We start from the raw sequence: 21,304 nt of genomic DNA, 5'->3' as shown, positions 1-21,304 counted from the left end.
CTCAGGGCAGGGCCGCCACCCTACTCTTCCAGCGCTTCAGAGCCGCCCTGATCCAGCGGCACATCCGGCTCGGCCGGCAACACCATGTAGGTGCCTTCGAATACCGCGCCCTTATCCTCGTCGCCGAACAGATGCACTTCGGCGTGCACGCGCGCGCGGCGGCCGCGCGCCAGACGCGCCAAATCTCCGCTCAGCGAGCCCAGATCCGCCACCGCACGCGGCCTGCCGGTAATCGGTTTGCTGTAGCGAATGTGCGCGTCCGCCAGAATGATGGTGCCGCCGAGATGGCGCTCGCGCAGCAGCAGCCAAATCAGCCCCCAGGCGGTCAGCGTCGCCAGCGAGAACAGGCTGCCGGCGAACAGCGTGTGGTGCGGATTCTGGTTGCCGATCTCCGGCATGGTGGTGACGAAGCGCTGGCCGGTGTATTGGCTGATGCGCACGCCCATCTTTTCGCTCAGCGGAATGTGTTCATACCAGGCCTGCTGCAATTGGCCGCACCAATCAGGGCGATGCAGGATATCGTCCAGCGTCGCCACCGGTTTGATCATTAAAAAGTGACGGATCGGGGTGGTCTGCGGCGCGGTGATCTCGCCCTGATTGACGAAGCCCAGCTTGGCGAAGAAATCCACCGCGTCTTCACGGGCGCTGCACACCACCCGCTTCACGCCTTCCTGCCGTGCGACGGACTCCAGCGTTATCGCCACCAGCGTTCCCAACCCTTTATCCTGCAACGTCGGGTCTACCGCTAGAAAACGGATCGCCGCCTCGTTGTCGGCATTGATATACAGCCGCCCGATGGCGACAATTTTACCGGCCTCGTCCACCACCATTTGGTGATGGGCCATGGCGTCATAGGCATCCTTTTCCGAACCCACCGGCTGGTGCAGCGGCTTGCGCAGCATTTCCCAGCGAAACTGGTAATACTCCTTCAGTTCTTGCTCTGTTACGGGTACTCGTAGGTGATACATAGACGCCTGTTCTCCGAATGCTTAGACCTGTAGCCAGAATGTCACCGGACCATCGTTGACCAGCGCCACCTGCATGTCGGCGGCGAACTCGCCGGTCTGGGTCTCTACGCCGCGTTCACGGCATTGGCCTACAAAATATTGATACAACCGATCGGCTTCCTGCGGCGCGGCGCCGCGCGAAAAGCTGGGCCGCATGCCCTTCTGGGTGTCCGCCGCCAGGGTGAACTGCGAAACGACCAGCACGCTGCCCCCGGCCTGCTGGACGTTGAGATTCATCTTGTCGTTTTCGTCGCCGAAAATGCGGTATCCCAACACGCGTTCGCACAGGCGCTGCGCTTTTTGCTCGTTATCGCCCTGCTCCACGCCCAATAACACTAACAAACCGGGGCCAATCTTGCCTACTGTCTCGCCACCCACCGTGACGCTGGCGTTTAACACCCGTTGAATCAACGCAATCATTCCTGCTGCCCTTCTGGTTTTTGTTCCTGTTGCTCCGCCTTCTGCCGACGGTAGTCGCGGTATTCGCCGATGGTCACGGTGATTTCCGCACCGAGTAACACGATACACCAGCTCCAGTAGACCCACAGGAATAAAATCGGGATCACCGCCAGCACGCCGTAAATCAGCTGATAGGAGGGGAACATGGTGACGTACAGCGCGAATCCCTTCTTGCCCAGTTCGAACAGCAATCCGGCCACCACCGCGCCAATCAGTGCATCTTTGGGCGGCACGCGCACCGTCGGCACAATGCAATACAGCAGCCAGAAGGAGATGCACGACAAAATCAGCGGGAAGATGCGCAGCACCTGATCCACCAGGCCATTGACGCCGGTCTGCGCCAACCAGTTGAGCGACAGCAGGTAAGAACTGATGGCCATGCTGGCGCCCACCAGCAGCGGCCCCAGCGTCAGCACCATCCAGTACACGGCGAAGGAGAAGACGATCGGCCGCTTGTTCTTGCTGCGCCAGATAGTGTTCAGCACGCTGTCCACCGAGGAAATCAACAGCAGCGCGGTAACGATCAGCCCGCAGGTGCCGACGGCGGTCATCTTGTTGGAATTGGCGACGAACTGTTCCAGGTAGTTCTGGATCACATTGCCGGCGGCCGGCACGAAATTGGAAAAGATAAAGCTCTTCAGCTGTTCGCTGATGTCGGAAAACATCGGGAAAGCGGCGAACAGGGCGAACACCACGGTGACCAGCGGCACCAGCGACAGCAGGGAAACGTAGGCGAGATGGCCCGCCAACATCGTCAGGCCATCGTGGTCGATGCGTTGGTACAGGAGCCGTCCGAAGGTGACGCTTGGCTTAATCGCAGAGGGTAGCTTCTTGCGGCGGAAAAACGACATGGTCACTCCTTGATGTCCGTTGATACGCCTTAAGCTTAACGCGCCCTGTGCTCATTGAGCAAAATAGGCCGGCACCACGTCGCGATCGGTGACGTGCACCGTCTTGATCCCCAGCGCCTGCGCGGCGAGGACGTTCGCCGGGTGATCGTCAAAGAACACCGCGTCGGCGGCAGCGGTGTTTTCCGCGGCCAGCACATGCTGGTAGATGTTGGCTTCCGGTTTGCGCATGCCGAGATCTTGCGACAAATAGAGATGATCGGCGGCGGCAGCCACTTCAGGGTAATGCTGCGGCCAGTAGTTGCAGTGCAGACGGTTGGTGTTCGACAGCACCACCACCCGGTGACCTTCGTTGCGCAGGCGCTGCATGATGTCGATCACCTCCGGGCGCAGCGCGACGAATACCGCCTGCCAACCGGTGGCGAACTGCTCAAAGCTGAGCGCGATGCCCATTTCATCGCACAGTTTGCCGGCGAAGTCTTCATCGCTGATTTCACCGCGCTCATGCTGCTGGAACACCTCACCCATGGTGAAACGATCGGACAGCACCGCCAACGGCGTGCCGCTCAAATTGCTCCACACGCCCAGCACACGCTTGAAATCGATATCGACGATCACATTACCTAAATCAAAGATATACAGCATAGTCCTCTCCTATGGGCCGGTGAGATTTCACTGTAGCGGGAAAAGGAACAGCTGAACAGGGAGCGAACGGAAAAGCGCATAGCGCGCCGCACAAACGGGGAACAACAGAGGAAAAAACTCAGGGCGCGAGAACCGCGCCCTAAGCAGGGGACACTCAATCAGCGATTAAGCATCTTTTGGACCGCGGCTGGCACGCTTACGATCGTTTTCCGTCAGGTGACGCTTACGGATACGGATCGAGGTCGGCGTCACTTCTACCAGTTCGTCGTCATCGATGAACTCCAGAGCTTGCTCCAGGGTCATTTTGATGGCCGGAACCAGGGTAGTCGCTTCGTCGGTACCGGAAGCACGCATGTTGGTCAGCTTCTTACCGGTCAGGCAGTTTACGGTCAGGTCGTTGGAACGTGAGTGAATACCGATGATCTGGCCTTCATACACTTCCGCACCGTGGCCCAGGAACAGCTTGCCGCGATCCTGCAGGCCGAACAGCGCGAACGCGACCGCTTTGCCCTGGCCGTTAGAGATCAGCACGCCGTTCTGACGCTGGCCCACTTCGCCCGGACGCACGTCGTCGTAGTGGCTGAAGGTGGAGTACAGCAGACCGGTACCCGAAGTCATGGTCATGAATTCGTTACGGAAGCCGATCAGACCGCGGCTTGGGATCACGTAGTCGAGACGTACGCGGCCCTTACCGTCCGGATCCATGTTTTTCAGGTCAGCTTTACGCTCGCCCATCGCCTGCATCACGGAACCCTGATGCTGCTCTTCGATATCCAGCGTTACGTTCTCGAATGGCTCCTGCTTGCGGCCATCGATTTCGCGGAAGATAACTTTCGGACGGGAAACCGCCAGCTCGAAACCTTCACGGCGCATGTTTTCGATCAGCACCGACAGGTGCAGCTCGCCACGGCCGGAGACGCGGAAGGCGTCCGCATCGTCGGTTTCTTCAACGCGCAGCGCCACGTTGTGCACCAGCTCTTTGTTCAGACGGTCAAGGATCTGACGCGACGTCACGTACTTACCTTCTTTACCGCAGAACGGCGAGGTGTTGACGTTGAAGAACATGGTGACGGTCGGTTCGTCGACGGACAGCGCCGGCAGCGCTTCTACGGCATTGGTGTCGCAGATGGTGTCGGAGATGTTCAGCTCGCCCAGGCCGGTGATGGCGATGATGTCGCCCGCTTCCGCCAGGGTGCTGTCGATACGCTCCAGACCCAGGTGACCCAGCACTTTACCCACTTTACCGTTGCGAGTTTTACCTTCGCTGTCGATGATGGTGACCTGCTGGTTCGGCTTCACTTTACCGCGCTTGATGCGGCCGATGCCGATAACGCCCAGGTAGTTGTTGTAGTCCAACTGGGAGATCTGCATCTGGAATGGCGCTTCCAGCTCAACCTGCGGCGCAGACACGTGGTCGACGATCGCCTGATACAGCGGGGTCATGTCTTCCGCCATGTCGGTGTGATCGACGCCGGCGATGCCGTTCAGCGCAGAAGCGTAGATGATCGGGAAGTCGAGCTGCTCGTCGGTCGCGTCGAGGTTCACGAACAGGTCGAACACCTGATCCACAACCCAGTCAGGGCGCGCGCCAGGGCGGTCAACCTTGTTGATGACCACGATCGGCTTCAGACCGTTGGCGAAGGCCTTCTTGGTCACGAAGCGGGTTTGCGGCATAGGGCCATCCATTGCATCCACAACCAGCAGCACCGAGTCAACCATCGACATCACGCGCTCTACCTCACCGCCGAAGTCGGCGTGTCCTGGGGTATCCACGATGTTGATACGGTAACCATTCCAATTAATGGCGGTGTTTTTTGCGAGGATGGTAATCCCACGCTCTTTCTCCAAATCGTTGGAGTCCATTACGCGTTCGGTGGCTTCCGCACGCTCTCCGAAAGTACCGGATTGTTGCAGCAGCTTGTCAACCAGGGTGGTTTTACCATGGTCAACGTGGGCAATAATGGCGATGTTACGCAAATTTTCGATCACAGCTTTGCCTCGGGCATTAGAAATAGCGCGCTATTGTACACGTATTAAGCGAGGGACTAAACAAGATCACAACCATCTCTTATAAACAACCGCGTACCGGTCAGTTTGTGATCCCTTTCACGGTGCAAAAAGCCGCAATCGTTGCACTTTTGCACCATTTCGGTGCCCACGCTCACCCCAATTGCACCATGACGGTGCAATTTATCGCTGATGGTGCATACTGTGGCTGGGTAAAACCCGCGCAGAAAGGCGATGAACGCCTTTTTAAAAAGTTGGCACGCTTTTCGCTTTAGTCTTTTCAAGGCGAAAAAAAGCCAGTTCCACAGATTCGTTCCACGACGACGACAATGATAAACCGGGAGAGTTAAGTATGTCCGCTGAACACGTTTTGACGATGCTGAATGAGCATGAAGTGAAATTCGTAGACCTGCGTTTCACTGACACCAAGGGTAAGGAACAGCACGTGACTATCCCGGCTCATCAGGTAAACGCCGACTTCTTCGAAGAAGGCAAAATGTTTGACGGCTCCTCTATCGGTGGTTGGAAGGGCATCAACGAATCTGACATGGTACTGATGCCGGATGCCAGCACGGCGGTTCTGGATCCGTTCTTCGAAGAACCAACGCTGATCATTCGCTGCGACATTCTCGAGCCGGGCACCATGCAAGGCTACGATCGCGACCCGCGTTCCATCTCCAAACGCGCCGAAGATTTCCTGCGCTCCTCCGGCATCGCGGACACCGTCCTGTTCGGGCCAGAGCCTGAATTCTTCCTGTTCGACGACATTCGCTTCGGCAGCAGCATCCGCGGTTCCCACGTGGCCATCGACGACATCGAAGGCGCCTGGAACTCCGGCACAAAATACGACGGCGGCAACAAAGGCCACCGTCCGGCGGTGAAAGGCGGTTACTTCCCGGTTCCACCGGTCGACTCTTCGCAGGATCTGCGTTCCACCATGTGTTTGACCATGGAAGAGATGGGCCTGGTGGTTGAAGCGCACCACCACGAAGTGGCGACCGCCGGTCAGAACGAAGTGGCAACCCGCTTCAACACCATGACCAAGAAAGCCGACGAAATTCAGATCTACAAATACGTGGTGCATAACGTGGCGCACGCCTTCGGTAAAACCGCGACCTTCATGCCGAAGCCTATGTTCGGTGACAACGGTTCCGGCATGCACTGCCACATGTCGCTGTCCAAGAACGGCACCAACCTGTTCGCCGGCGACAAATACGGCGGCCTGTCTGAAACCGCGCTGTTCTACATCGGCGGCATCATCAAGCACGCCAAGGCGATCAATGCCCTGGCCAACCCGACCACCAACTCGTACAAACGTCTGGTGCCGGGCTACGAAGCGCCGGTGATGCTGGCCTACTCCGCCCGTAACCGCTCCGCGTCCATCCGTATCCCGGTGGTCGCCAGCCCGAAAGCGCGCCGCATCGAAGCCCGCTTCCCGGATCCGGCGGCTAACCCATACCTGTGCTTCGCCGCACTGCTGATGGCCGGCCTGGACGGCATCATCAACAAGATCCACCCTGGCGACGCCATGGACAAAAACCTGTACGACCTGCCGCCGGAAGAAGAAGCCGAGATCCCAAAAGTGGCCGGCTCGCTGGACGAGGCGATGGCCGCACTGAACGAAGACCGCGAGTTCCTGACCCGCGGCGGCGTGTTCACCGACGATGCGATCGATGCCTACATCGAACTGCGCAAAGAAGAGATGGACCGCGTTCGTATGACGCCACACCCGGTTGAGTTCGAACTGTACTACAGCGTCTAAGCCCTACCCGCGCCGTCTGCGCAGGCGGACGGCGCCCATATTTTTGTTATCGCTTTTTTGTTGCCGTGGAAACTTTCAGCCCATCTTCGGATGGGTTTTTTTCTCCACCGTATTTTCTGCAAAACTATTCCATACCGCGCCGATCCCGGATGGAGTAGGATAGATGCACTAAAAAGGTGCAGGAGTCTGCTGTATGGCAACTGGCAAGCTGCCCGATGCTGGGCAGATCCTCAATTCACTCATCAACAGCATCCTGCTGTTGGATGACTCTCTGGCGGTTCACTACGCCAACCCGGCGGCACAGCAGCTGCTGGCGCAAAGCTCCCGCAAGCTGTTCGGCACGCCGCTGCCCGATTTGCTCGGTTATTTTTCGCTGAACGTCTCTCTGATGCGTGAAAGCCTGCGCGCCGGGCAGGGCTTCACGGACAACGAAGTGACCCTGGTGGTCGACGGCCGCGCGCATATCCTTTCCCTGACCGCTCAGGCGCTGCCGGAAGGCTATATCCTGGTCGAGCTGGCGCCGATGGACAATCAGCGCCGCCTGAGCCAGGAACAGCTGCAACATGCCCAACAGGTGGCAGCCCGCGATCTGGTGCGCGGTTTGGCGCACGAAATTAAAAACCCGCTGGGCGGCCTGCGCGGCGCAGCGCAGCTGCTGGCCAAAGCGCTGCCCGATCCGGCGCTGACCGAATACACCAAGGTGATCATTGAGCAGGCCGATCGGCTGCGTAATCTGGTGGATCGTCTGCTCGGGCCGCAGCGGCCCGGCCAGCATATTACCCAGAGCATTCATCAGGTCGCGGAGCGCGTCTGCCAACTGGTGTCCCTGGAAATGCCGGATAACGTCACGCTGGTGCGCGACTACGATCCGAGTCTGCCGGAAATGGCTCATGACCCGGATCAGATAGAACAGGTGCTGCTGAACATCACCCGCAATGCGCTGCAGGCGCTGGGCGAGGCGGGCGGCACCATCACGCTGCGCACCCGCACCGCGTTTCAGATTACGTTGCACGGTACCCGCTACCGCCTGGCGGCACGTATCGACGTCGAAGACGACGGCCCCGGCGTGCCGGCGCAGCTGCAGGACACGCTGTTCTACCCGATGGTCAGCGGCCGTGAAGGCGGTACCGGCCTGGGATTATCCATCGCCCGCAATCTGATCGATCAGCATTGCGGAAAAATTGAATTCAACAGTTGGCCAGGTCATACCGAATTCTCGGTCTACCTGCCCATTCGTCAGTGAGGTTTGCTATGCAACGAGGGATAGTCTGGATCGTCGATGACGATAGCTCCATCCGCTGGGTGCTTGAGCGCGCGCTCACCGGCGCGGGCCTGAGCTGCGCCACCTTCGAAGGCGGCAATGACGTGCTGGAAGCCTTGGCCACGCAAACCCCCGACGTGCTGCTATCCGATATCCGCATGCCGGGTATAGACGGCCTGGCGCTGCTCAAACAGATCAAACAGCGCCATCCGATGCTGCCGGTGATTATCATGACCGCGCATTCGGATTTGGATGCCGCCGTCAGCGCCTATCAGCAAGGGGCCTTCGACTACCTGCCGAAGCCGTTCGACATCGACGAAGCAGTGGCGCTGGTCGAGCGCGCCATCAGCCATTATCAGGAGCAGCAGCAGCCGGTGCGCAGCCAGCCGGCCAGCGATCCGGCGGCGGACATCATCGGCGAAGCGCCGGCGATGCAGGACGTGTTTCGCATCATCGGCCGGCTGTCGCGTTCGTCGATCAGCGTGCTGATCAACGGCGAATCCGGCACCGGCAAGGAGCTGGTGGCGCATGCGCTGCACCGCCACAGCCCGCGCGCCAAGTCGCCGTTCATCGCCCTGAACATGGCTGCCATCCCCAAGGATCTGATCGAGTCGGAGCTGTTCGGCCACGAGAAAGGCGCCTTCACCGGTGCGAACCAAATCCGTCAGGGACGCTTTGAACAGGCCGACGGCGGCACGCTGTTCCTCGACGAGATCGGCGATATGCCGCTCGACGTGCAAACGCGCCTGCTGCGGGTGCTGGCGGACGGCCAGTTCTACCGGGTCGGCGGCTATGCGCCGGTGAAGGTCGACGTGCGCATTATCGCCGCCACGCACCAAAACCTGGAGCTGCGGGTACAGGAAGGCAAGTTCCGCGAAGACCTGTTCCATCGCCTGAACGTGATCCGCGTACACCTGCCGCCGCTGCGCGAGCGCCGGGAAGACATCCCGCGGCTGGCGCGCCACTTCCTGCAGATCGCCGCCAAAGAGTTAGGCGTCGAGGCCAAGAACCTGCATCCGGAAACCGAAACCGCGCTGACCCGCCTGCCCTGGCCGGGCAACGTGCGCCAGCTGGAGAATACCTGCCGCTGGCTGACGGTGATGGCCGCCGGGCAAGAGGTGCTGATTCAGGATCTGCCGAGCGAACTGTTCGAAACCGCCGCGCCGGAGAGCCCCAGCCACAGCCTGCCGGACAGCTGGGCCACGCTGCTGGCTCAGTGGGCCGATCGCGCGCTGCGTTCCGGTCATCAAAACCTGCTGTCGGAAGCGCAGCCGGAGATGGAGCGTACGCTGCTCACCACCGCCCTACGCCACACCCAGGGGCACAAACAGGAAGCCGCACGCCTGCTGGGCTGGGGACGCAATACCCTGACCCGCAAGCTCAAAGAGCTGGGCATGGAATAGGAGCGTGGGTGGATGATGAAAAACGCAGTCCGGCGCACAAAAAAACGCCAACCTCAGGCTTTACAGCCGGAGCGGGCGCAGTATGATCATGTCGCACACTCTGGAGGTTGACGATGCTGGACTCATTCATCGTGTTCATTTCTCAGGGCGCGGAGCTGGGCTCCGCCGCCAGCCACACCCCGCAGGCGGCGGTCGCCGCGGTGTTGTGCGCCGCGCTGATTAACTTCTTCAGTTAAAAAAACAGCCGCATCAGCGGCTGTTTTTTCATCCTCAGATCACCCGAGAGAACTGCTGGCTGCGCGCCTGTTGCCGCAGATAGCGGTCGAAGCACATGCAGATATTGCGGATCAGCAAGCGCCCGCGCGGCGTGACGCGAATGCCTTGCTCGTCGCGCTCCACCAGCCCATCGCGTTCAAACGGCGCCAGCAGCTGCAGGTCTTCGGCGAAGTAAGCGGTGAAATCGATGCCGTATTGCCGTTCAAGCGGCTGATACGCCAATCGGAAGTTACAGATCAGCGTTTTGATCAGATCGCGCCGCAGGCAATCGTCGTCCGTCAGCGCCAGCCCGCGCCACAGCGCGTTGCCCTGCGCCTGCACGCTGTCATAGTAACGCTTCAGCTCTTTCTGGTTCTGCGCATAGCTGTCGCCGAGCATGCTGATGGCCGACACGCCCAGCCCCAGCAGATCGCTGTCGCCCTGAGTGGTGTAGCCCTGGAAATTGCGGTGCAGCTTGCCTTCGCGTTGGGCGATCGCCAGCTCGTCGTCCGGGCGGGCAAAGTGATCCATGCCGATGAACTGATAGCCGGCGTCGGTCAGGAACGCGATGCTCTGCTGGAGGATATCCAACTTCTGCTGCGCGCCCGGCAGATCGGCGTCTTTGATTTTGCGCTGGGCGGCGAACAAGTTGGGCATATGCGCGTAGTTGAACACGCTGAGGCGATCGGGATTCAGCTCAGCCACCCGCTGCAGCGTGAAAGCGAAGCTTTCCGGCGTCTGTTTCGGCAGGCCGTAGATCAGATCGATATTGGTTGAGCGGAAGCCCAGCGCTTTGGCCCGCTCGATCAGGGCGAAAATAAAGGCTTCGTCCTGCTCGCGGTTGACCAGCTGCTGCACCTGCTTGTTGAAATCCTGCACCCCCATGCTCAGACGGTTAAAGCCTTCTGCGCGTAAATGATCGAGCACATCCAGCTCTATCTCGCGCGGATCGACCTCGATCGACATCTCCGCATCGGGCAGGAAATCAAAGTGTTCGCGCAGCAACGCCACCAGCCGGCTGATTTGTGCTTTGTCCAGGTAGGTTGGCGTACCGCCGCCCCAGTGCATCTGGCCGACTTTACGGCCGGCGAACAGCGGCGCACGGCTGGCGATCTCTTGCGCCAAAACGTTCAGGTATTCGTCGGCCTTGTGCGTCTGGCGCGTCACCAGCTTGTTGCAGCCGCAGAAGTAGCACAGCTTATGGCAGAAGGGGATATGCACGTACAGCGACAGCGGTCGCTCAGGATAGCGCGCAGCGGCGCGTTGAAACGCCGCTTCGTCGTAGCACTGGTTAAACTCCAGCGCCGTGGGGTATGAGGTATAACGCGGCCCTGAGTAGTTATATTTTTGGATCAGGGCCAAATCCCAGACAATCGTCTGCTCTGACATGCTCACTCCTTCCGATATCTTTTTCTACCGGGCCGGGAGAGAGGCGGTTGTCTGCGCTGTCTGGCCACGGAAGCACTGCGAAAACGCGCTTTGCGCTTAGACAGCCGCCATAGTTTACCGAATAACCACAGCAGATAACACATCAAGAGTAGGGCTATTGTCGGGATTAGCCACATGGCGCGTTAAAAGGCGTCTTTCGGATTGCCGCCTTTCAGCAGCTTCAGAATATCTTCCTGCTTCTCTTCTTCTTCGTCGTCGTCTTCACCCAGTTCGATACCCAACACGTCCATCAGCACATCGATGCGATCCAGCGTTTTGTCGACATAGGTCTGCTCTTCCGCGTTCAGCGTTTCGCCGTCGTCGATGCGATCCAGCAGCGCGTTCAGGCGCTCGTCATTTTCCAGCTTCGCCAACTCTTCTTCCGGCGACAGGCGTGGTTTCGCTTCGGCCTTCGGCTTCGGCTGCGGTTTGGCCTTCACTTTGGTTTCGTCGACCACCAGCGCAACCGGCACTTTACTGCCGATACGTGGATCTTTGGCTTCTGCCGCCGATTTGTTCTTCTGGCTGCCGGACTCGACCTGGGTGCGCGAACCGGAAGCGAGGCCGCGGCGCTTTTTCAAGCGTTTGCGCTCACGCGCTTCCTGATCGAGCTCCATACGGCTTTTCTTTTTCGTTTTTGACTTCGCCGCGCTGCCGCGAGGTGCTTTTGATGGCTGGTTCATAGCGTGTGCTCTTAGGTATGTAGATTCAGTATAGAATTGCGGCGGAATCTAGCAGAAAGCGGACAAAGAAAAAAGGCGGCAGGTTAAACCTGCCGCCTATTTCGCACCTTCTTGCGAAGGGTATTCCTGTTACGCGCTCCTTGCGTACATGCAACATCCCGGTTTTTCCTTCTGCTATAACCGCATTCCCTGCCACTACGTCCTTCATCCTGAAAGGAAAATCGTCCATGGCGCAATCCATTCGCATCCGCTCTTCCCGAGCGCGCTTCCTGCGGGCATCCAAACTGCCGATACTTCACCATCCGATGTGCCTGCCGCCTGTTCCGGTGCGAAAGGGTCACTTCCTTTTGCGTTCATCCTGGCACTCATTGCACGCCCTGTGCATTCCCTGAGATTTGTCATCCTTCCCGGATGTTCCCTAATCCTGCGCAACCCTGCGTTAACGACTACTTTACGTTATTGTTGCGAAGGCTCAAGGCACCTGACGCCAATTTGAACGACATTTCCCTACAACGAAAAAACAACGCTTTGTTTTTAAAACAAAAACAAAAATATCACTTTCGAATAAAGCGACATTACCCGCGATTCGAATGGCAAATGTCTCACAACGCACACGCGGCATAACTGCCGTTTTATCGCGTCCCGCCGCTTAAAAACGGAGAAACACGCCATTTTTACCGCTGATGCAGTTATAATCGCCAACCAGTTAGCCATCCTCACGGAGACGAAAAATTTTGACCAGCAAGAACTACAACTATCATGTGACCCATTTCGTCACCAGCGCACCCGATATTCGCCATCTGCCGGGGGATGCAGGAATTGAAGTCGCCTTTGCCGGCCGTTCCAACGCCGGTAAATCCAGCGCGCTGAATACGCTGACCAACCAAAAAAGCCTGGCGCGCACCAGTAAAACGCCGGGGCGCACCCAGCTGATCAACCTGTTCGAAGTGGAAGACGGCATCCGCCTGGTCGACCTGCCGGGCTATGGCTACGCCGAAGTGCCGGAAGAGATGAAGCGCAAATGGCAGCGCGCGCTGGGCGAATATCTGCAGATGCGCAACAGCCTGAAAGGCCTGGTGGTGCTGATGGATATTCGCCATCCGCTGAAAGATCTCGACCAGCAGATGATCCAGTGGGCGGTCGACGTCGGCACGCCGGTGCTGGTGCTGCTGACCAAGGCCGACAAGCTGGCCTCCGGCGCACGCAAGGCGCAGCTCAACATGGTGCGTGAAGCGGTGCTGCCGTTTATGGGGGATATCCAGGTCGAAGCCTTCTCATCGCTGAAAAAGATCGGCGTCGACAAACTGCGCCAGAAGCTGGACACCTGGTTTAACGAGATCCCGCCGGAAGTGCTGCCGGAAGACGAAACCGGCGAATAAGCCCAGGCCTAACGCCAGAGCCGATGCCTCACCGCATCGGCTTTTTTATCCCCGTCGAACGGCCGCAGACGAAATTTTTTGTTATCTAATTACAGTTTTGAAATAAAGCCATCATAAAAACTTATCGCCAGGGCTGGCTTATCTCGCCGGATTACGCGAGTCGAAAGGATGGAAGCAGGAACGAAAAGCGGTGCGGAGCGATAGGAAAAACGTATGGTTTGCTGCTGTTTTTACAATAAAAAACGCCCCAGTCAATACTGACTGGGGCGGCTAAATATTCAGCCAAATCCGATTACGTGAAGTAAAAGGTCTGAAAGATAGAACATCTTACCTCTGTACCCTACGCCTGTAACTCTACATCATTTTTTCGCAGGGAAAAAGAATTTTTTGTAGTTTACTTACACAATTTGCGGCGCAAGAACGGCGAAGTTGGGGAAACTATCGCCGAATCTTGTAGCTTAATTACGAAAAGTGCTTAGGTTATCGCCAGTTAGCGCATCCGGCGATAACCCGACGATCAGTGCGCCTCATCCCAGTTCATGCCGACGCCCACGTCAACCTTCAGCGGCACCGCCAAGGTCATGCTGCCTTCCATCAATTGGCGGATACGTTGGCTGGCTTCTTCGAGCACCGACTCGTGCACCTCAAACACCAATTCATCGTGCACCTGCATGATTGCGCGCACCAACGGCTTCTCCTGCCCTTGCAGCCAGGCGTCGACCTCAATCATCGCACGCTTGATGATATCAGCTGCCGTGCCCTGCATCGGGGCGTTGATAGCGGCGCGCTCGGCCGCCTTGCGGCGCATGCCATTGCTGGAGCGGACGTCCGGCAGGTACAGACGGCGACCATCCAACGTGCTGACATAGCCCTGTTCTGAGGCCTGCTGGCGGGTACGCTCCATGTAGTCCAGCACGCCTGGGTAACGCTCGAAGTAGAGATCCATATAGCGCTGAGCTTCCCCACGCGGGATCCCCAGCTGACGCGCCAGGCCGAAGGCGCTCATGCCGTAAATCAGGCCGAAGTTAATCGCCTTGGCGCTGCGGCGCTGCTCGCCGGTCACTTTATCCAACGGCACGCCGAAAACTTCCGACGCCGTGGCGCGGTGAATGTCTTTCCCTTCGGCGAAGGCCTTCAGCAGCCCTTCATCCTGTGACAAATGCGCCATGATGCGCAGCTCGATTTGCGAGTAGTCGGCCGCGACGATGCGGTAGCCTTCCGGCGCGATAAAGGCCTGGCGAATGCGTCGCCCTTCATCGTTGCGCACCGGGATGTTCTGCAGGTTCGGATCGCTCGAGGAGAGACGGCCGGTAGCGGTCACCGCCTGATGGTACGAGGTATGCACCCGGCCGCTGACCGGATTGATCATCAGCGGCAGCTTATCGGTATAGGTGGTCTTCAGCTTCGCCAGGCCGCGGTATTCCAGGATCACCTTCGGCAGCGGGTAGTCGAGCGCCAGCTCGGCCAGCACCTCTTCGTTGGTGGACGGCGCCCCGCCCGGGGTTTTCTTCAGCACCGGCAGCTTTTGTTTTTCGTACAAGATAGCCTGCAGCTGCTTGGTCGACGCCAGGTTGAACGGCTCTTCCGCCAGCTCATGGGCCTGCACCTCCAGTTCCGCCAAACGCTTGGCCAGCTCCTGAGAGTGGGCCGACAAAATGGCCGGATCGATCAGCACCCCGGTGCGTTCGATATGCGACAGCACCGGCAGCAGCGGCATTTCAATCTCATTGAATACCGTCAGCAGCTCCGCGCTCTGTTTCAGCTGCGGCCACATCGCCAGGTGCAGCTGCAGCGTGACATCCGCGTCTTCGGCGGCGTAAGGCGCCGCCTGCTCCAGCGCGATCTGGTTGAACGTCAGCTGGTTTTTACCCTTGCCGGCGATCTCTTCGAAGGTGATGGTTTTGTGGCCCAGATAACGATCGGCCAGGCTGTCCATATCATGACGGCCACCGACGCTGTCCAGCACATAGGACTCCAACATGGTGTCATAGGCGATACCGCGCATCTCGATGCCGTAGCGCGCCAGCAGGCTCATGTCGAACTTCAGGTTTTGCCCGACCTTGAGCGCCTTCTCGTCCTCCAGCAGCGGCTTGAGCGCTTCCAGCACGTAGGTGCGATCCAGCTGTGGCGGTGCATCCAGATAATCGTGTGCCACCGGCAAATAAGCCGCTTCACCCGGCGCGATCGCGAAGGACAGGCCGATCAGGTTGGCGGTCAGCGTATCCAGGCCATCGGTTTCGGTATCGAAGGCAAATACGTCGGCCTTTTTCAGCCGCGCCAGCCAGTCGGTAAAGGTCGTTTCGTCCAGGATGGTGACATAACCGTCCTGAGACAGCTTGGCCTCCGCCAGCGCTTTCGGCGTTTCCGCAGCGATGGCCGATTTGGCGGCGCCGGCAGCTTTCGCGCCCGCGGCTTTCTTGTTTTCCAGCCAGACGCCGGCCTCCACGTCCGCCAGCCAGCGTTTGAACTCGTACTGTTTGAACAGCTGTTGCAACGTGTCGACATCCGGCGCGGAGACCGTCAGGTCCGCACAGGTCAGATCCAACTCGACGTCGGTTTTGATCGTCGCCAGCTTATAGGAGAGATACGCGACCTCTTTGTTCTGTTCCAGCTTGGCCGCCATGGTTTTGGCGCCGCGGAAGCTCAGCGTGGCGATATTCTCCAGATTGCCGTACAGCGCATCCAGCCCGCCGATCCCCTGCAGCAACGCCTGGGCGGTTTTCTCGCCCACGCCCGGCACGCCGGGAATGTTGTCCGATGAATCGCCCATCAACGCCAGGAAGTCGATGATCAGCTCCGGCGGAATACCATATTTATCGCACACTTCCTGCGGGCCGAGGATCGTGTTGTTCATGGTATTGATCAGGGTGACGTTCGGCGTCACCAACTGCGCCATGTCTTTGTCGCCGGTGCTGATCAGCACCGCGTGGCCGGCCTTTTCGGCCTCCAGCGCCAGCGTACCGATGACGTCGTCCGCCTCAACGCCGGGCGTCACCAGCAGCGGCAGGCCCATCGCCTTGACCATGCTGTGCAGCGGCTCGATCTGCGCACGCAAATCGTCCGGCATCGGTGGCCGGTGTGACTTGTATTCAGCGAACAGATCGTCGCGGAAGGTCTTCCCTTTAGCATCAAACACCACGGCAACGTGGCTCGGTTGATACTGCAGCAGCAGGCTGCGCAGCATATTCAGCACGCCATACATCGCGCCGGTTGGCTCGCCCGCCGAGTTGGTCAGCGGCGGGAAGGCGTGATAAGCGCGGTAGAGGTAGGAGGAACCGTCAACCAGGATTAGTGGGTTTTCTGCAATCTGGGCCATAGCGTTTCTTTATCGTGATCGGACATAGGGGTAAGCATGCCATAGCTGGCCGCCGGAGACGAACCTTAGCGTGCATTGCGGACGAAAATGATGTGATGGTGCGCGAGGATCCGCAAGATCTTACCTGTGGATAACTTTGTGCATAGAAAAGAGACCGAATTATAACGCTGTGATTATCGTTATAACGGCGAATAAAATTCCTATTTAAATCACCGCGTTAAAAGAACGAATTCCGGCGACGCTTTATTACTGGCTTTTATTGAATTTGTGGATATAACTTTCGCCGGATTTTAATCGCACTATTAATCAAATTCGGCGCCTCAATTACCCTAGCACAAGCTGGGAAAGTTGCACGAAAACTCAGCAAATGGTTATCCGATGAGACGAAAAACAGTGATTTTTAGCGGCGCTTTACCCCGACGATCTCTGTTAAAATAGGCTTTTGTTCATGCGCTTTGGCATGCAACGATGTTCCCAACAACCGTCAGCCCATAACCATGCCAAGATTGTTAACGCCTGTTATCTTTATCATTTCCGTCATACTCACCATTCTGGTGACGGTGTTGTGTTCCATCCCCATCACGTTGGCCGGCATCGTGAAACTCCTGGTGCCCATTCCCGCCGTCTGGCGATATATCTCGGCTTTCGCCGATTTCATGATGTGGTGTTGGTGTCAGGGGCTGGCGCTGTTATTGCGTATTAACGGGCAATTGCGTTGGGATATTGAAGGGCTGGAAGGGCTGGATCGTAAAAACTGGTATCTGCTGATCAGCAATCACGAAAGTTGGTCAGACATTGTCGTGTTGTGCGTGCTGTTCAGAAATCATATTCCAATGAATAAGTATTTCCTCAAGCAACAGCTCGCCTGGGTACCTTTCGTCGGCCTGGCCTGCTGGGCGCTGGATATGCCATTCATGAAACGTTACTCCCGTGCCTATTTGCTCAAGCACCCGGAGAAACGCGGCAAGGATATCGAAACGACGCGCCGTTCCTGCGAAAAATTCCGCCAGCGCCCAACCACCATCGTCAATTTCGTCGAAGGTTCGCGCTTCACCGAAGCCAAGAAAATTAAAAGCAATTCACCCTACCGCAATTTGCTGGCGCCCAAAGCCGCCGGCATCGCGTTTACCCTTAGCGCGCTGGGCAATCAGTTCGACAAAGTGCTGAACGTTACCCTGCTCTATCCGGAAAATAACCAACGGCCTTTTCTGGACATGCTGTGCGGTCGTCTGACGCGTATCGTAGTAAGAATTGAGACGTTGCCGATCGATGAAACCCTGCACGGGGACTACTTCAACGACAAGCTGTTCAAGCGGCGCTTCCAGCTATGGCTGAATACGCTGTGGCAGGAAAAAGACCGGTTGCTGGATAAATTGAAGCGGCAATATGGATAAAAAAAACGCCGGCAATGCCGGCGTTTTTCATGTTGAATCAGGCTTATTTCTGCTGGCTGAGGAATTTAACCACGTCGGCGAACTGCTTCACGTAAGCGTCCATCGAGCTGGTATCCAGGCCATCGTTTTTAACCATGTATTTGCCGTTCACAAATACCGCCGGCACGCCGCGCAGCTGCAGATCTTCCGCGGCTTTCTCCTGTTGAACCACCAGAGATTTCACCACGAAGCTGTTCCAAGCTGCGTCATAATCTGCGGCGGTCACGCCCGCTTTTACGAAGACGTTACGGATATCGTCCGGCGTTTGCACGGTCTGGGTTTTCTGCACCGCTTCAAACATCAGCGGGCTTACTTTATCTTCCACGCCCAGCGCCATCGCCACCGCCCACGCCTGAGTCAGCTGTTTGCCCAGTGGCCCCAGGAACTCCACGTGGTACTTGGTCATTTTGGTGCCGGCAGGCAGCGCCTTTTTCACGTTTTCGGACACGTGATAGACCTGCTCAAATTGGTAGCAGTGCGGGCAGTAGAAGGAGAAGAACTCCAGTACCTGCGGCTCGCCGGTCACCGGCTTGTCCAAGGTCACATACTGAGTGCCATCGCTAAACTGTGCCGCCGAGGCACTGAATGCCATCACCATGCCAACGAGCGCCAACCATATTTTTTTCATAAGACTAAACTCTCCATTGTGTTAAAGCTTCAATACATTGGCGTCAGCTGCAGAGGAGGCTCCTGCAACAGCTTAACCTGTTCGGTGAAGGCCGCAGTCTGAGACAACCAGAAATCAGACTCCGCCATCCACGGAAAACTCTTAGGGAAGGCCGGATCCTGCCAACGGCGAGCGACCCAGGCCAGGTAATACACCATGCGCATCGCCCGCAGGGGTTCAATCAACGCCAGCTCGCGCTGATCGAACTCGGCAAATTCGCCGTACGCCTCCAGCAAGACATCCAGCTGCATCAGTTGATCGCGACGTTCACCGTGCAGCAGCATCCACAAATCCTGCACCGCCGGGCCGTTGCGCGCGTCATCAAGATCGACAAACAGCGGGCCGTCGCGCCACAGAATATTGCCCGGATGGCAATCGCCGTGCAAACGACGCGGCTGCCAGTTCAGATGCCAGTGCGGCTTGATCGCCGCAATCAGGTTATCCGTCGCCTGCAGGAACGCTTCACGCTGCGCTGCCGGCAACAGCTCGCAATCGGCCAGCGCCTGACGCGGGGCAATAAGATACTCTTCAATCCCCATGGTCGGCCGCTCAGCAAACAAACGCTCACCGCCGACCTGATGGATACGCCCCAGAAAACGGCCTACCCATTCCAACTGATCCAGATTGTCTATCTCATATTGCCGGCCCCCCACGCTGGGGAACAGCGTAAAGAAAAAACCGCCGTGCATATGCAGCGTAGTGCCTTGCAGCGCCAGCGGCGCCACCGCCGGGATCTCCGCGCCGGCCAGATCCAGAGCGAACTGATGTTCCTCACCGATTTGTGCGGCACTCCAGCGCTCCGGACGGTAAAACTTCACCACGTAGCGTCGGCGATCTTCGTCCATAAACTGATAGACGCGGTTCTCATAGCTGTTCAGCGCCGTCAGGCCGGAATCAACGCGCAGGCCAATCCCTTCTAGCGCGTCCATAATCAAATCGGGCGACAGGGTGTCGAAATTAAAAGCAGAGTTATTCATAACGTTCGTTTGATCGCTGACAGCATGGTGCCGGGAATGAGAAATAGTAGCATTAATGGCGCATTTCACGCGCTATGCTTTCTCGCACCGCACGAGGATCAGTCCTTGATAACGCCGCGAGCGCGCAACAGCGCCGTTTTAAAATCTTCTTCGTAATCTTTCTTCAGACCCGGGATCTGATCCGTGCCGGCGCTACCGCGCATTTTCAGGTGGTAAATAAGAATATCATCGCTCAATTCGGACAACTCGCCCTGGAAGCCCGCTTCCTTCGCCAGCTTTTGCAAAAACTGCATCAAATTGAGATCGGGATCTTCCTGCCAGGCCGGGTGCAACAGCTCGATCAACTCGTTTACGCGATGCGTTTTCATCTCAATATCGTCCAATAGCATGAATAAACTCACAAAGTAACAGGCTTACCCACGCAGTGAAAGAACCGGCTTGTCAATAAAGGTAAATCCTGATGTCGCGCTGGCTTTAGCGCTACAATCAGCGCATCGACAAGGCGGGATAAACGAGATGCATAAAGAAATCAGCGGCGTCATTTTGGCCGGCGGACGGGCCACGCGCATGGGCGGTGAAGACAAAGGCCTAGTGTCGATTGGCGGGATCGCACTCTATCAACACGTATTGGCTCGGTTACGCCCGCAAGTGGCCTCCGTCGCCATCAGCGCCAATCGCAATCAGGCACGTTACCAGGCGAGCGGTTTGCCGGTGATTGGCGATCTGACGCCCGACTTCGCCGGGCCGTTGGCCGGGATGCTCGCCGGGCTCACACAGGCTCACAGCGAATGGGTGGTCTTTGTCCCCTGTGATGTCCCCGACTTTCCCGCCGACTTAGTCGCACAACTCTGGCGGCAAAAAGGCGCGGCGCAGGCGGCCTTTGCCAGCGATGGTGAACGAGATCACCCTACGCTGGCGTTATTGCATAGCCAAATAGCACCGCAGCTGGCTGACTATCTGGCCCGAGGTGAACGCAAGCTGATGCTGTTCCTGCATCAAATTGGGGCACAACGCGTGGCGTTCTGCGGACAACAAGCGGCATTTCATAACCTGAATACGCCGGAAGACTGCCGGAATTGGCAGCAAGCACGAGAGCTAAAGTAATGAATCGTTCATTGCCCCCTTTGCTGGCCATCGGTGCCTATAGCGGAACGGGAAAAACCACCTTGCTCAAACAGCTGATCCCGCTGCTGAAACAGCGCCAGGTGCGGGTTGGGCTGATAAAGCATACGCACCACGATATGGATGTGGATATACCGGGTAAAGACAGCTATGAGCTGCGCAAAGCGGGTGCCGACCAAACGTTGGTCGCCAGCGATCGCCGCTGGGCATTGATGACCGAAACGCCGGAGCAACAACCTTTGGATCTACGCTACCTGGCAGAGCGTTTTGATGCCGATAAGGTCGACTTGATTCTGGTGGAAGGGTTCAAACATGAGCCGGTCAGCAAGATCCTGCTTTATCGGGCCGAGATCGGTAGGCCGCTAGAAGACATGCTGGATCAGTTTGTCGTGGCGGTAGCCAGCGACCGACCGCTATCCATCACGGCTAAGCAGTTGGATCTCAATCAGCCGGAAAGCATCGCCGATTTTATTGTCGAGTGGTTGAAAGGCGCAGCGTAGCTGCGCTTTTTTACGTTTTACGCACAGCAAAAAGCCCTGAACGTCAGTTCAGGGCTTTCGGCTTTATTTGATGCCTGGCAGTGTCCTACTCTCGCATGGGGAGACCCCACACTACCATCGGCGCTACGGCGTTTCACTTCTGAGTTCGGCAT

Annotated in this window: 20 protein-coding genes and 1 rRNA gene; 8 read left to right on the top strand and 13 right to left on the bottom strand. The window is 57.6% G+C overall.

Annotated features, from left to right (window positions below):
• Positions 1-20: 20 nt before the first annotated feature.
• The 5 genes from fabY to typA all read right to left on the bottom strand — a co-directional run bounded on the left by fabY (position 21) and on the right by typA (position 4,948).
• On the bottom strand, positions 21-968 hold the full coding sequence (fabY, locus tag WA302_RS24285; RefSeq protein ID WP_025304711.1) for a fatty acid biosynthesis protein FabY: 948 nt from the start codon (positions 966-968) through the stop codon (positions 21-23).
• A gap of 21 nt (positions 969-989) precedes the next feature.
• Positions 990-1,427: a D-aminoacyl-tRNA deacylase gene (gene dtd, locus WA302_RS24280; protein ID WP_025304712.1), complete on the bottom strand. Its 438-nt coding sequence runs from the start codon at positions 1,425-1,427 to the stop codon at positions 990-992.
• Complete coding sequence (locus tag WA302_RS24275; RefSeq protein ID WP_025304713.1) at positions 1,424-2,317, bottom strand: virulence factor BrkB family protein; 894 nt, start codon at positions 2,315-2,317, stop codon at positions 1,424-1,426. The genes dtd and WA302_RS24275 overlap by 4 nt, the downstream gene beginning before the upstream one ends.
• 51 nt (positions 2,318-2,368) lie before the next feature.
• On the bottom strand, positions 2,369-2,959 hold the full coding sequence (gene yihX / locus WA302_RS24270; protein ID WP_025304714.1) for a glucose-1-phosphatase: 591 nt from the start codon (positions 2,957-2,959) through the stop codon (positions 2,369-2,371).
• Positions 2,960-3,124: 165 nt separating this feature from the next.
• Positions 3,125-4,948, bottom strand: a complete 1,824-nt coding sequence (typA, locus tag WA302_RS24265; RefSeq protein ID WP_004931243.1) for a ribosome-dependent GTPase TypA — start codon at positions 4,946-4,948, stop codon at positions 3,125-3,127.
• Positions 4,949-5,318: 370 nt separating this feature from the next.
• Between typA and glnA the strand changes: the two genes are divergently transcribed.
• The 4 genes from glnA to WA302_RS24245 all read left to right on the top strand — a co-directional run bounded on the left by glnA (position 5,319) and on the right by WA302_RS24245 (position 9,628).
• Positions 5,319-6,728, top strand: coding sequence for a glutamate--ammonia ligase (gene glnA / locus WA302_RS24260; RefSeq protein WP_025304715.1), 1,410 nt, complete (start codon positions 5,319-5,321; stop codon positions 6,726-6,728).
• A gap of 193 nt (positions 6,729-6,921) precedes the next feature.
• A complete protein-coding gene (gene glnL, locus WA302_RS24255; RefSeq protein WP_004931246.1) occupies positions 6,922-7,971 on the top strand; it encodes a nitrogen regulation protein NR(II) in 1,050 nt (349 codons plus the stop codon).
• A gap of 8 nt (positions 7,972-7,979) precedes the next feature.
• Positions 7,980-9,392, top strand: a complete 1,413-nt coding sequence (glnG, locus tag WA302_RS24250) for a nitrogen regulation protein NR(I) (protein WP_025304716.1) — start codon at positions 7,980-7,982, stop codon at positions 9,390-9,392.
• 113 nt (positions 9,393-9,505) lie between these two features.
• Positions 9,506-9,628, top strand: coding sequence for a YshB family small membrane protein (locus tag WA302_RS24245; RefSeq protein WP_015379453.1), 123 nt, complete (start codon positions 9,506-9,508; stop codon positions 9,626-9,628).
• A 34-nt stretch (positions 9,629-9,662) separates the two neighbouring features.
• On the opposite strand, the gene hemN is transcribed toward WA302_RS24245, so the two are convergent.
• Together hemN and yihI are read right to left on the bottom strand one after the other, a co-directional pair.
• Positions 9,663-11,036 (bottom strand): oxygen-independent coproporphyrinogen III oxidase, encoded by a 1,374-nt coding sequence (hemN, locus tag WA302_RS24240; RefSeq protein ID WP_049209085.1) that lies wholly within the window; start codon positions 11,034-11,036, stop codon positions 9,663-9,665.
• Positions 11,037-11,218: 182 nt separating this feature from the next.
• Positions 11,219-11,758 carry a Der GTPase-activating protein YihI gene (yihI, locus tag WA302_RS24235; RefSeq protein ID WP_072008264.1) on the bottom strand — a complete coding sequence of 180 codons (540 nt, stop codon included), beginning with the start codon at positions 11,756-11,758 and terminating at the stop codon, positions 11,219-11,221.
• Positions 11,759-12,492: 734 nt separating this feature from the next.
• Between yihI and yihA the strand changes: the two genes are divergently transcribed.
• Positions 12,493-13,137 (top strand): ribosome biogenesis GTP-binding protein YihA/YsxC, encoded by a 645-nt coding sequence (yihA, locus tag WA302_RS24230; RefSeq protein ID WP_025304719.1) that lies wholly within the window; start codon positions 12,493-12,495, stop codon positions 13,135-13,137.
• Between the two features lie 278 nt (positions 13,138-13,415).
• Here yihA and WA302_RS25360 read toward each other — a convergent pair whose 3' ends face one another.
• Both WA302_RS25360 and polA read right to left on the bottom strand, forming a co-directional pair.
• Positions 13,416-13,463: a spot 42 RNA, inhibition of DNA synthesis gene (locus WA302_RS25360; RefSeq protein ID WP_071892919.1), complete on the bottom strand. Its 48-nt coding sequence runs from the start codon at positions 13,461-13,463 to the stop codon at positions 13,416-13,418.
• Between the two features lie 191 nt (positions 13,464-13,654).
• Positions 13,655-16,453 carry a DNA polymerase I gene (gene polA / locus WA302_RS24225; protein ID WP_336064770.1) on the bottom strand — a complete coding sequence of 933 codons (2,799 nt, stop codon included), beginning with the start codon at positions 16,451-16,453 and terminating at the stop codon, positions 13,655-13,657.
• A 497-nt stretch (positions 16,454-16,950) separates the two neighbouring features.
• Between polA and WA302_RS24220 the strand changes: the two genes are divergently transcribed.
• Complete coding sequence (locus WA302_RS24220; RefSeq protein WP_025304720.1) at positions 16,951-17,847, top strand: acyltransferase; 897 nt, start codon at positions 16,951-16,953, stop codon at positions 17,845-17,847.
• Between the two features lie 43 nt (positions 17,848-17,890).
• Here the strand turns inward: WA302_RS24220 and dsbA are convergent, their stop codons facing one another.
• From dsbA to WA302_RS24205, 3 genes are all read right to left on the bottom strand, one after another.
• Complete coding sequence (gene dsbA / locus WA302_RS24215) at positions 17,891-18,514, bottom strand: thiol:disulfide interchange protein DsbA (protein WP_025304721.1); 624 nt, start codon at positions 18,512-18,514, stop codon at positions 17,891-17,893.
• A 29-nt stretch (positions 18,515-18,543) separates the two neighbouring features.
• The gene (locus WA302_RS24210) at positions 18,544-19,530 is read right to left on the bottom strand and encodes a serine/threonine protein kinase (protein WP_049209084.1); all 987 of its coding nucleotides are present in this window, start codon (positions 19,528-19,530) and stop codon (positions 18,544-18,546) included.
• A gap of 98 nt (positions 19,531-19,628) precedes the next feature.
• Positions 19,629-19,898, bottom strand: coding sequence for a YihD family protein (locus WA302_RS24205; protein WP_004931268.1), 270 nt, complete (start codon positions 19,896-19,898; stop codon positions 19,629-19,631).
• A 148-nt stretch (positions 19,899-20,046) separates the two neighbouring features.
• Here WA302_RS24205 and mobA point away from each other — a divergent pair, with 148 nt between their 5' ends.
• Together mobA and mobB are read left to right on the top strand one after the other, a co-directional pair.
• The gene (gene mobA / locus WA302_RS24200) at positions 20,047-20,634 is read left to right on the top strand and encodes a molybdenum cofactor guanylyltransferase MobA (protein WP_025304724.1); all 588 of its coding nucleotides are present in this window, start codon (positions 20,047-20,049) and stop codon (positions 20,632-20,634) included.
• Entirely contained in the window at positions 20,634-21,152 is a 519-nt protein-coding gene (mobB, locus tag WA302_RS24195; protein ID WP_049295012.1) for a molybdopterin-guanine dinucleotide biosynthesis protein MobB, read from the top strand. The genes mobA and mobB overlap by 1 nt, the downstream gene beginning before the upstream one ends.
• 72 nt (positions 21,153-21,224) lie before the next feature.
• Here the strand turns inward: mobB and rrf are convergent.
• Positions 21,225-21,304: ribosomal RNA gene (gene rrf / locus WA302_RS25355) — 5S ribosomal RNA — on the bottom strand; the annotation flags it as partial.

The organism is Serratia sp. 201 (genome assembly GCF_037027545.1).
Taxonomy (GTDB): Bacteria; Pseudomonadota; Gammaproteobacteria; order Enterobacterales; family Enterobacteriaceae; genus Serratia; species Serratia bockelmannii.
This window is presented reverse-complemented; position numbering and strand designations above follow the sequence as displayed.

Coding starts and splice junctions, on each gene's coding strand:
- fabY (WP_025304711.1), bottom strand. CDS start 968: ATGTATCACCTACGAGTACCCGTAACAGAGCAAGAACTGAAGGAGTAT.
- dtd (WP_025304712.1), bottom strand. CDS start 1,427: ATGATTGCGTTGATTCAACGGGTGTTAAACGCCAGCGTCACGGTGGGT.
- WA302_RS24275 (WP_025304713.1), bottom strand. CDS start 2,317: ATGTCGTTTTTCCGCCGCAAGAAGCTACCCTCTGCGATTAAGCCAAGC.
- yihX (WP_025304714.1), bottom strand. CDS start 2,959: ATGCTGTATATCTTTGATTTAGGTAATGTGATCGTCGATATCGATTTC.
- glnA (WP_025304715.1), top strand. CDS start 5,319: ATGTCCGCTGAACACGTTTTGACGATGCTGAATGAGCATGAAGTGAAA.
- glnL (WP_004931246.1), top strand. CDS start 6,922: ATGGCAACTGGCAAGCTGCCCGATGCTGGGCAGATCCTCAATTCACTC.
- glnG (WP_025304716.1), top strand. CDS start 7,980: ATGCAACGAGGGATAGTCTGGATCGTCGATGACGATAGCTCCATCCGC.
- WA302_RS24245 (WP_015379453.1), top strand. CDS start 9,506: ATGCTGGACTCATTCATCGTGTTCATTTCTCAGGGCGCGGAGCTGGGC.
- hemN (WP_049209085.1), bottom strand. CDS start 11,036: ATGTCAGAGCAGACGATTGTCTGGGATTTGGCCCTGATCCAAAAATAT.
- yihI (WP_072008264.1), bottom strand. CDS start 11,758: ATGAACCAGCCATCAAAAGCACCTCGCGGCAGCGCGGCGAAGTCAAAA.
- polA (WP_336064770.1), bottom strand. CDS start 16,453: ATGGCCCAGATTGCAGAAAACCCACTAATCCTGGTTGACGGTTCCTCC.
- WA302_RS24220 (WP_025304720.1), top strand. CDS start 16,951: ATGCCAAGATTGTTAACGCCTGTTATCTTTATCATTTCCGTCATACTC.
- dsbA (WP_025304721.1), bottom strand. CDS start 18,514: ATGAAAAAAATATGGTTGGCGCTCGTTGGCATGGTGATGGCATTCAGT.
- WA302_RS24210 (WP_049209084.1), bottom strand. CDS start 19,530: ATGAATAACTCTGCTTTTAATTTCGACACCCTGTCGCCCGATTTGATT.
- WA302_RS24205 (WP_004931268.1), bottom strand. CDS start 19,898: ATGAAAACGCATCGCGTAAACGAGTTGATCGAGCTGTTGCACCCGGCC.
- mobA (WP_025304724.1), top strand. CDS start 20,047: ATGCATAAAGAAATCAGCGGCGTCATTTTGGCCGGCGGACGGGCCACG.
- mobB (WP_049295012.1), top strand. CDS start 20,634: ATGAATCGTTCATTGCCCCCTTTGCTGGCCATCGGTGCCTATAGCGGA.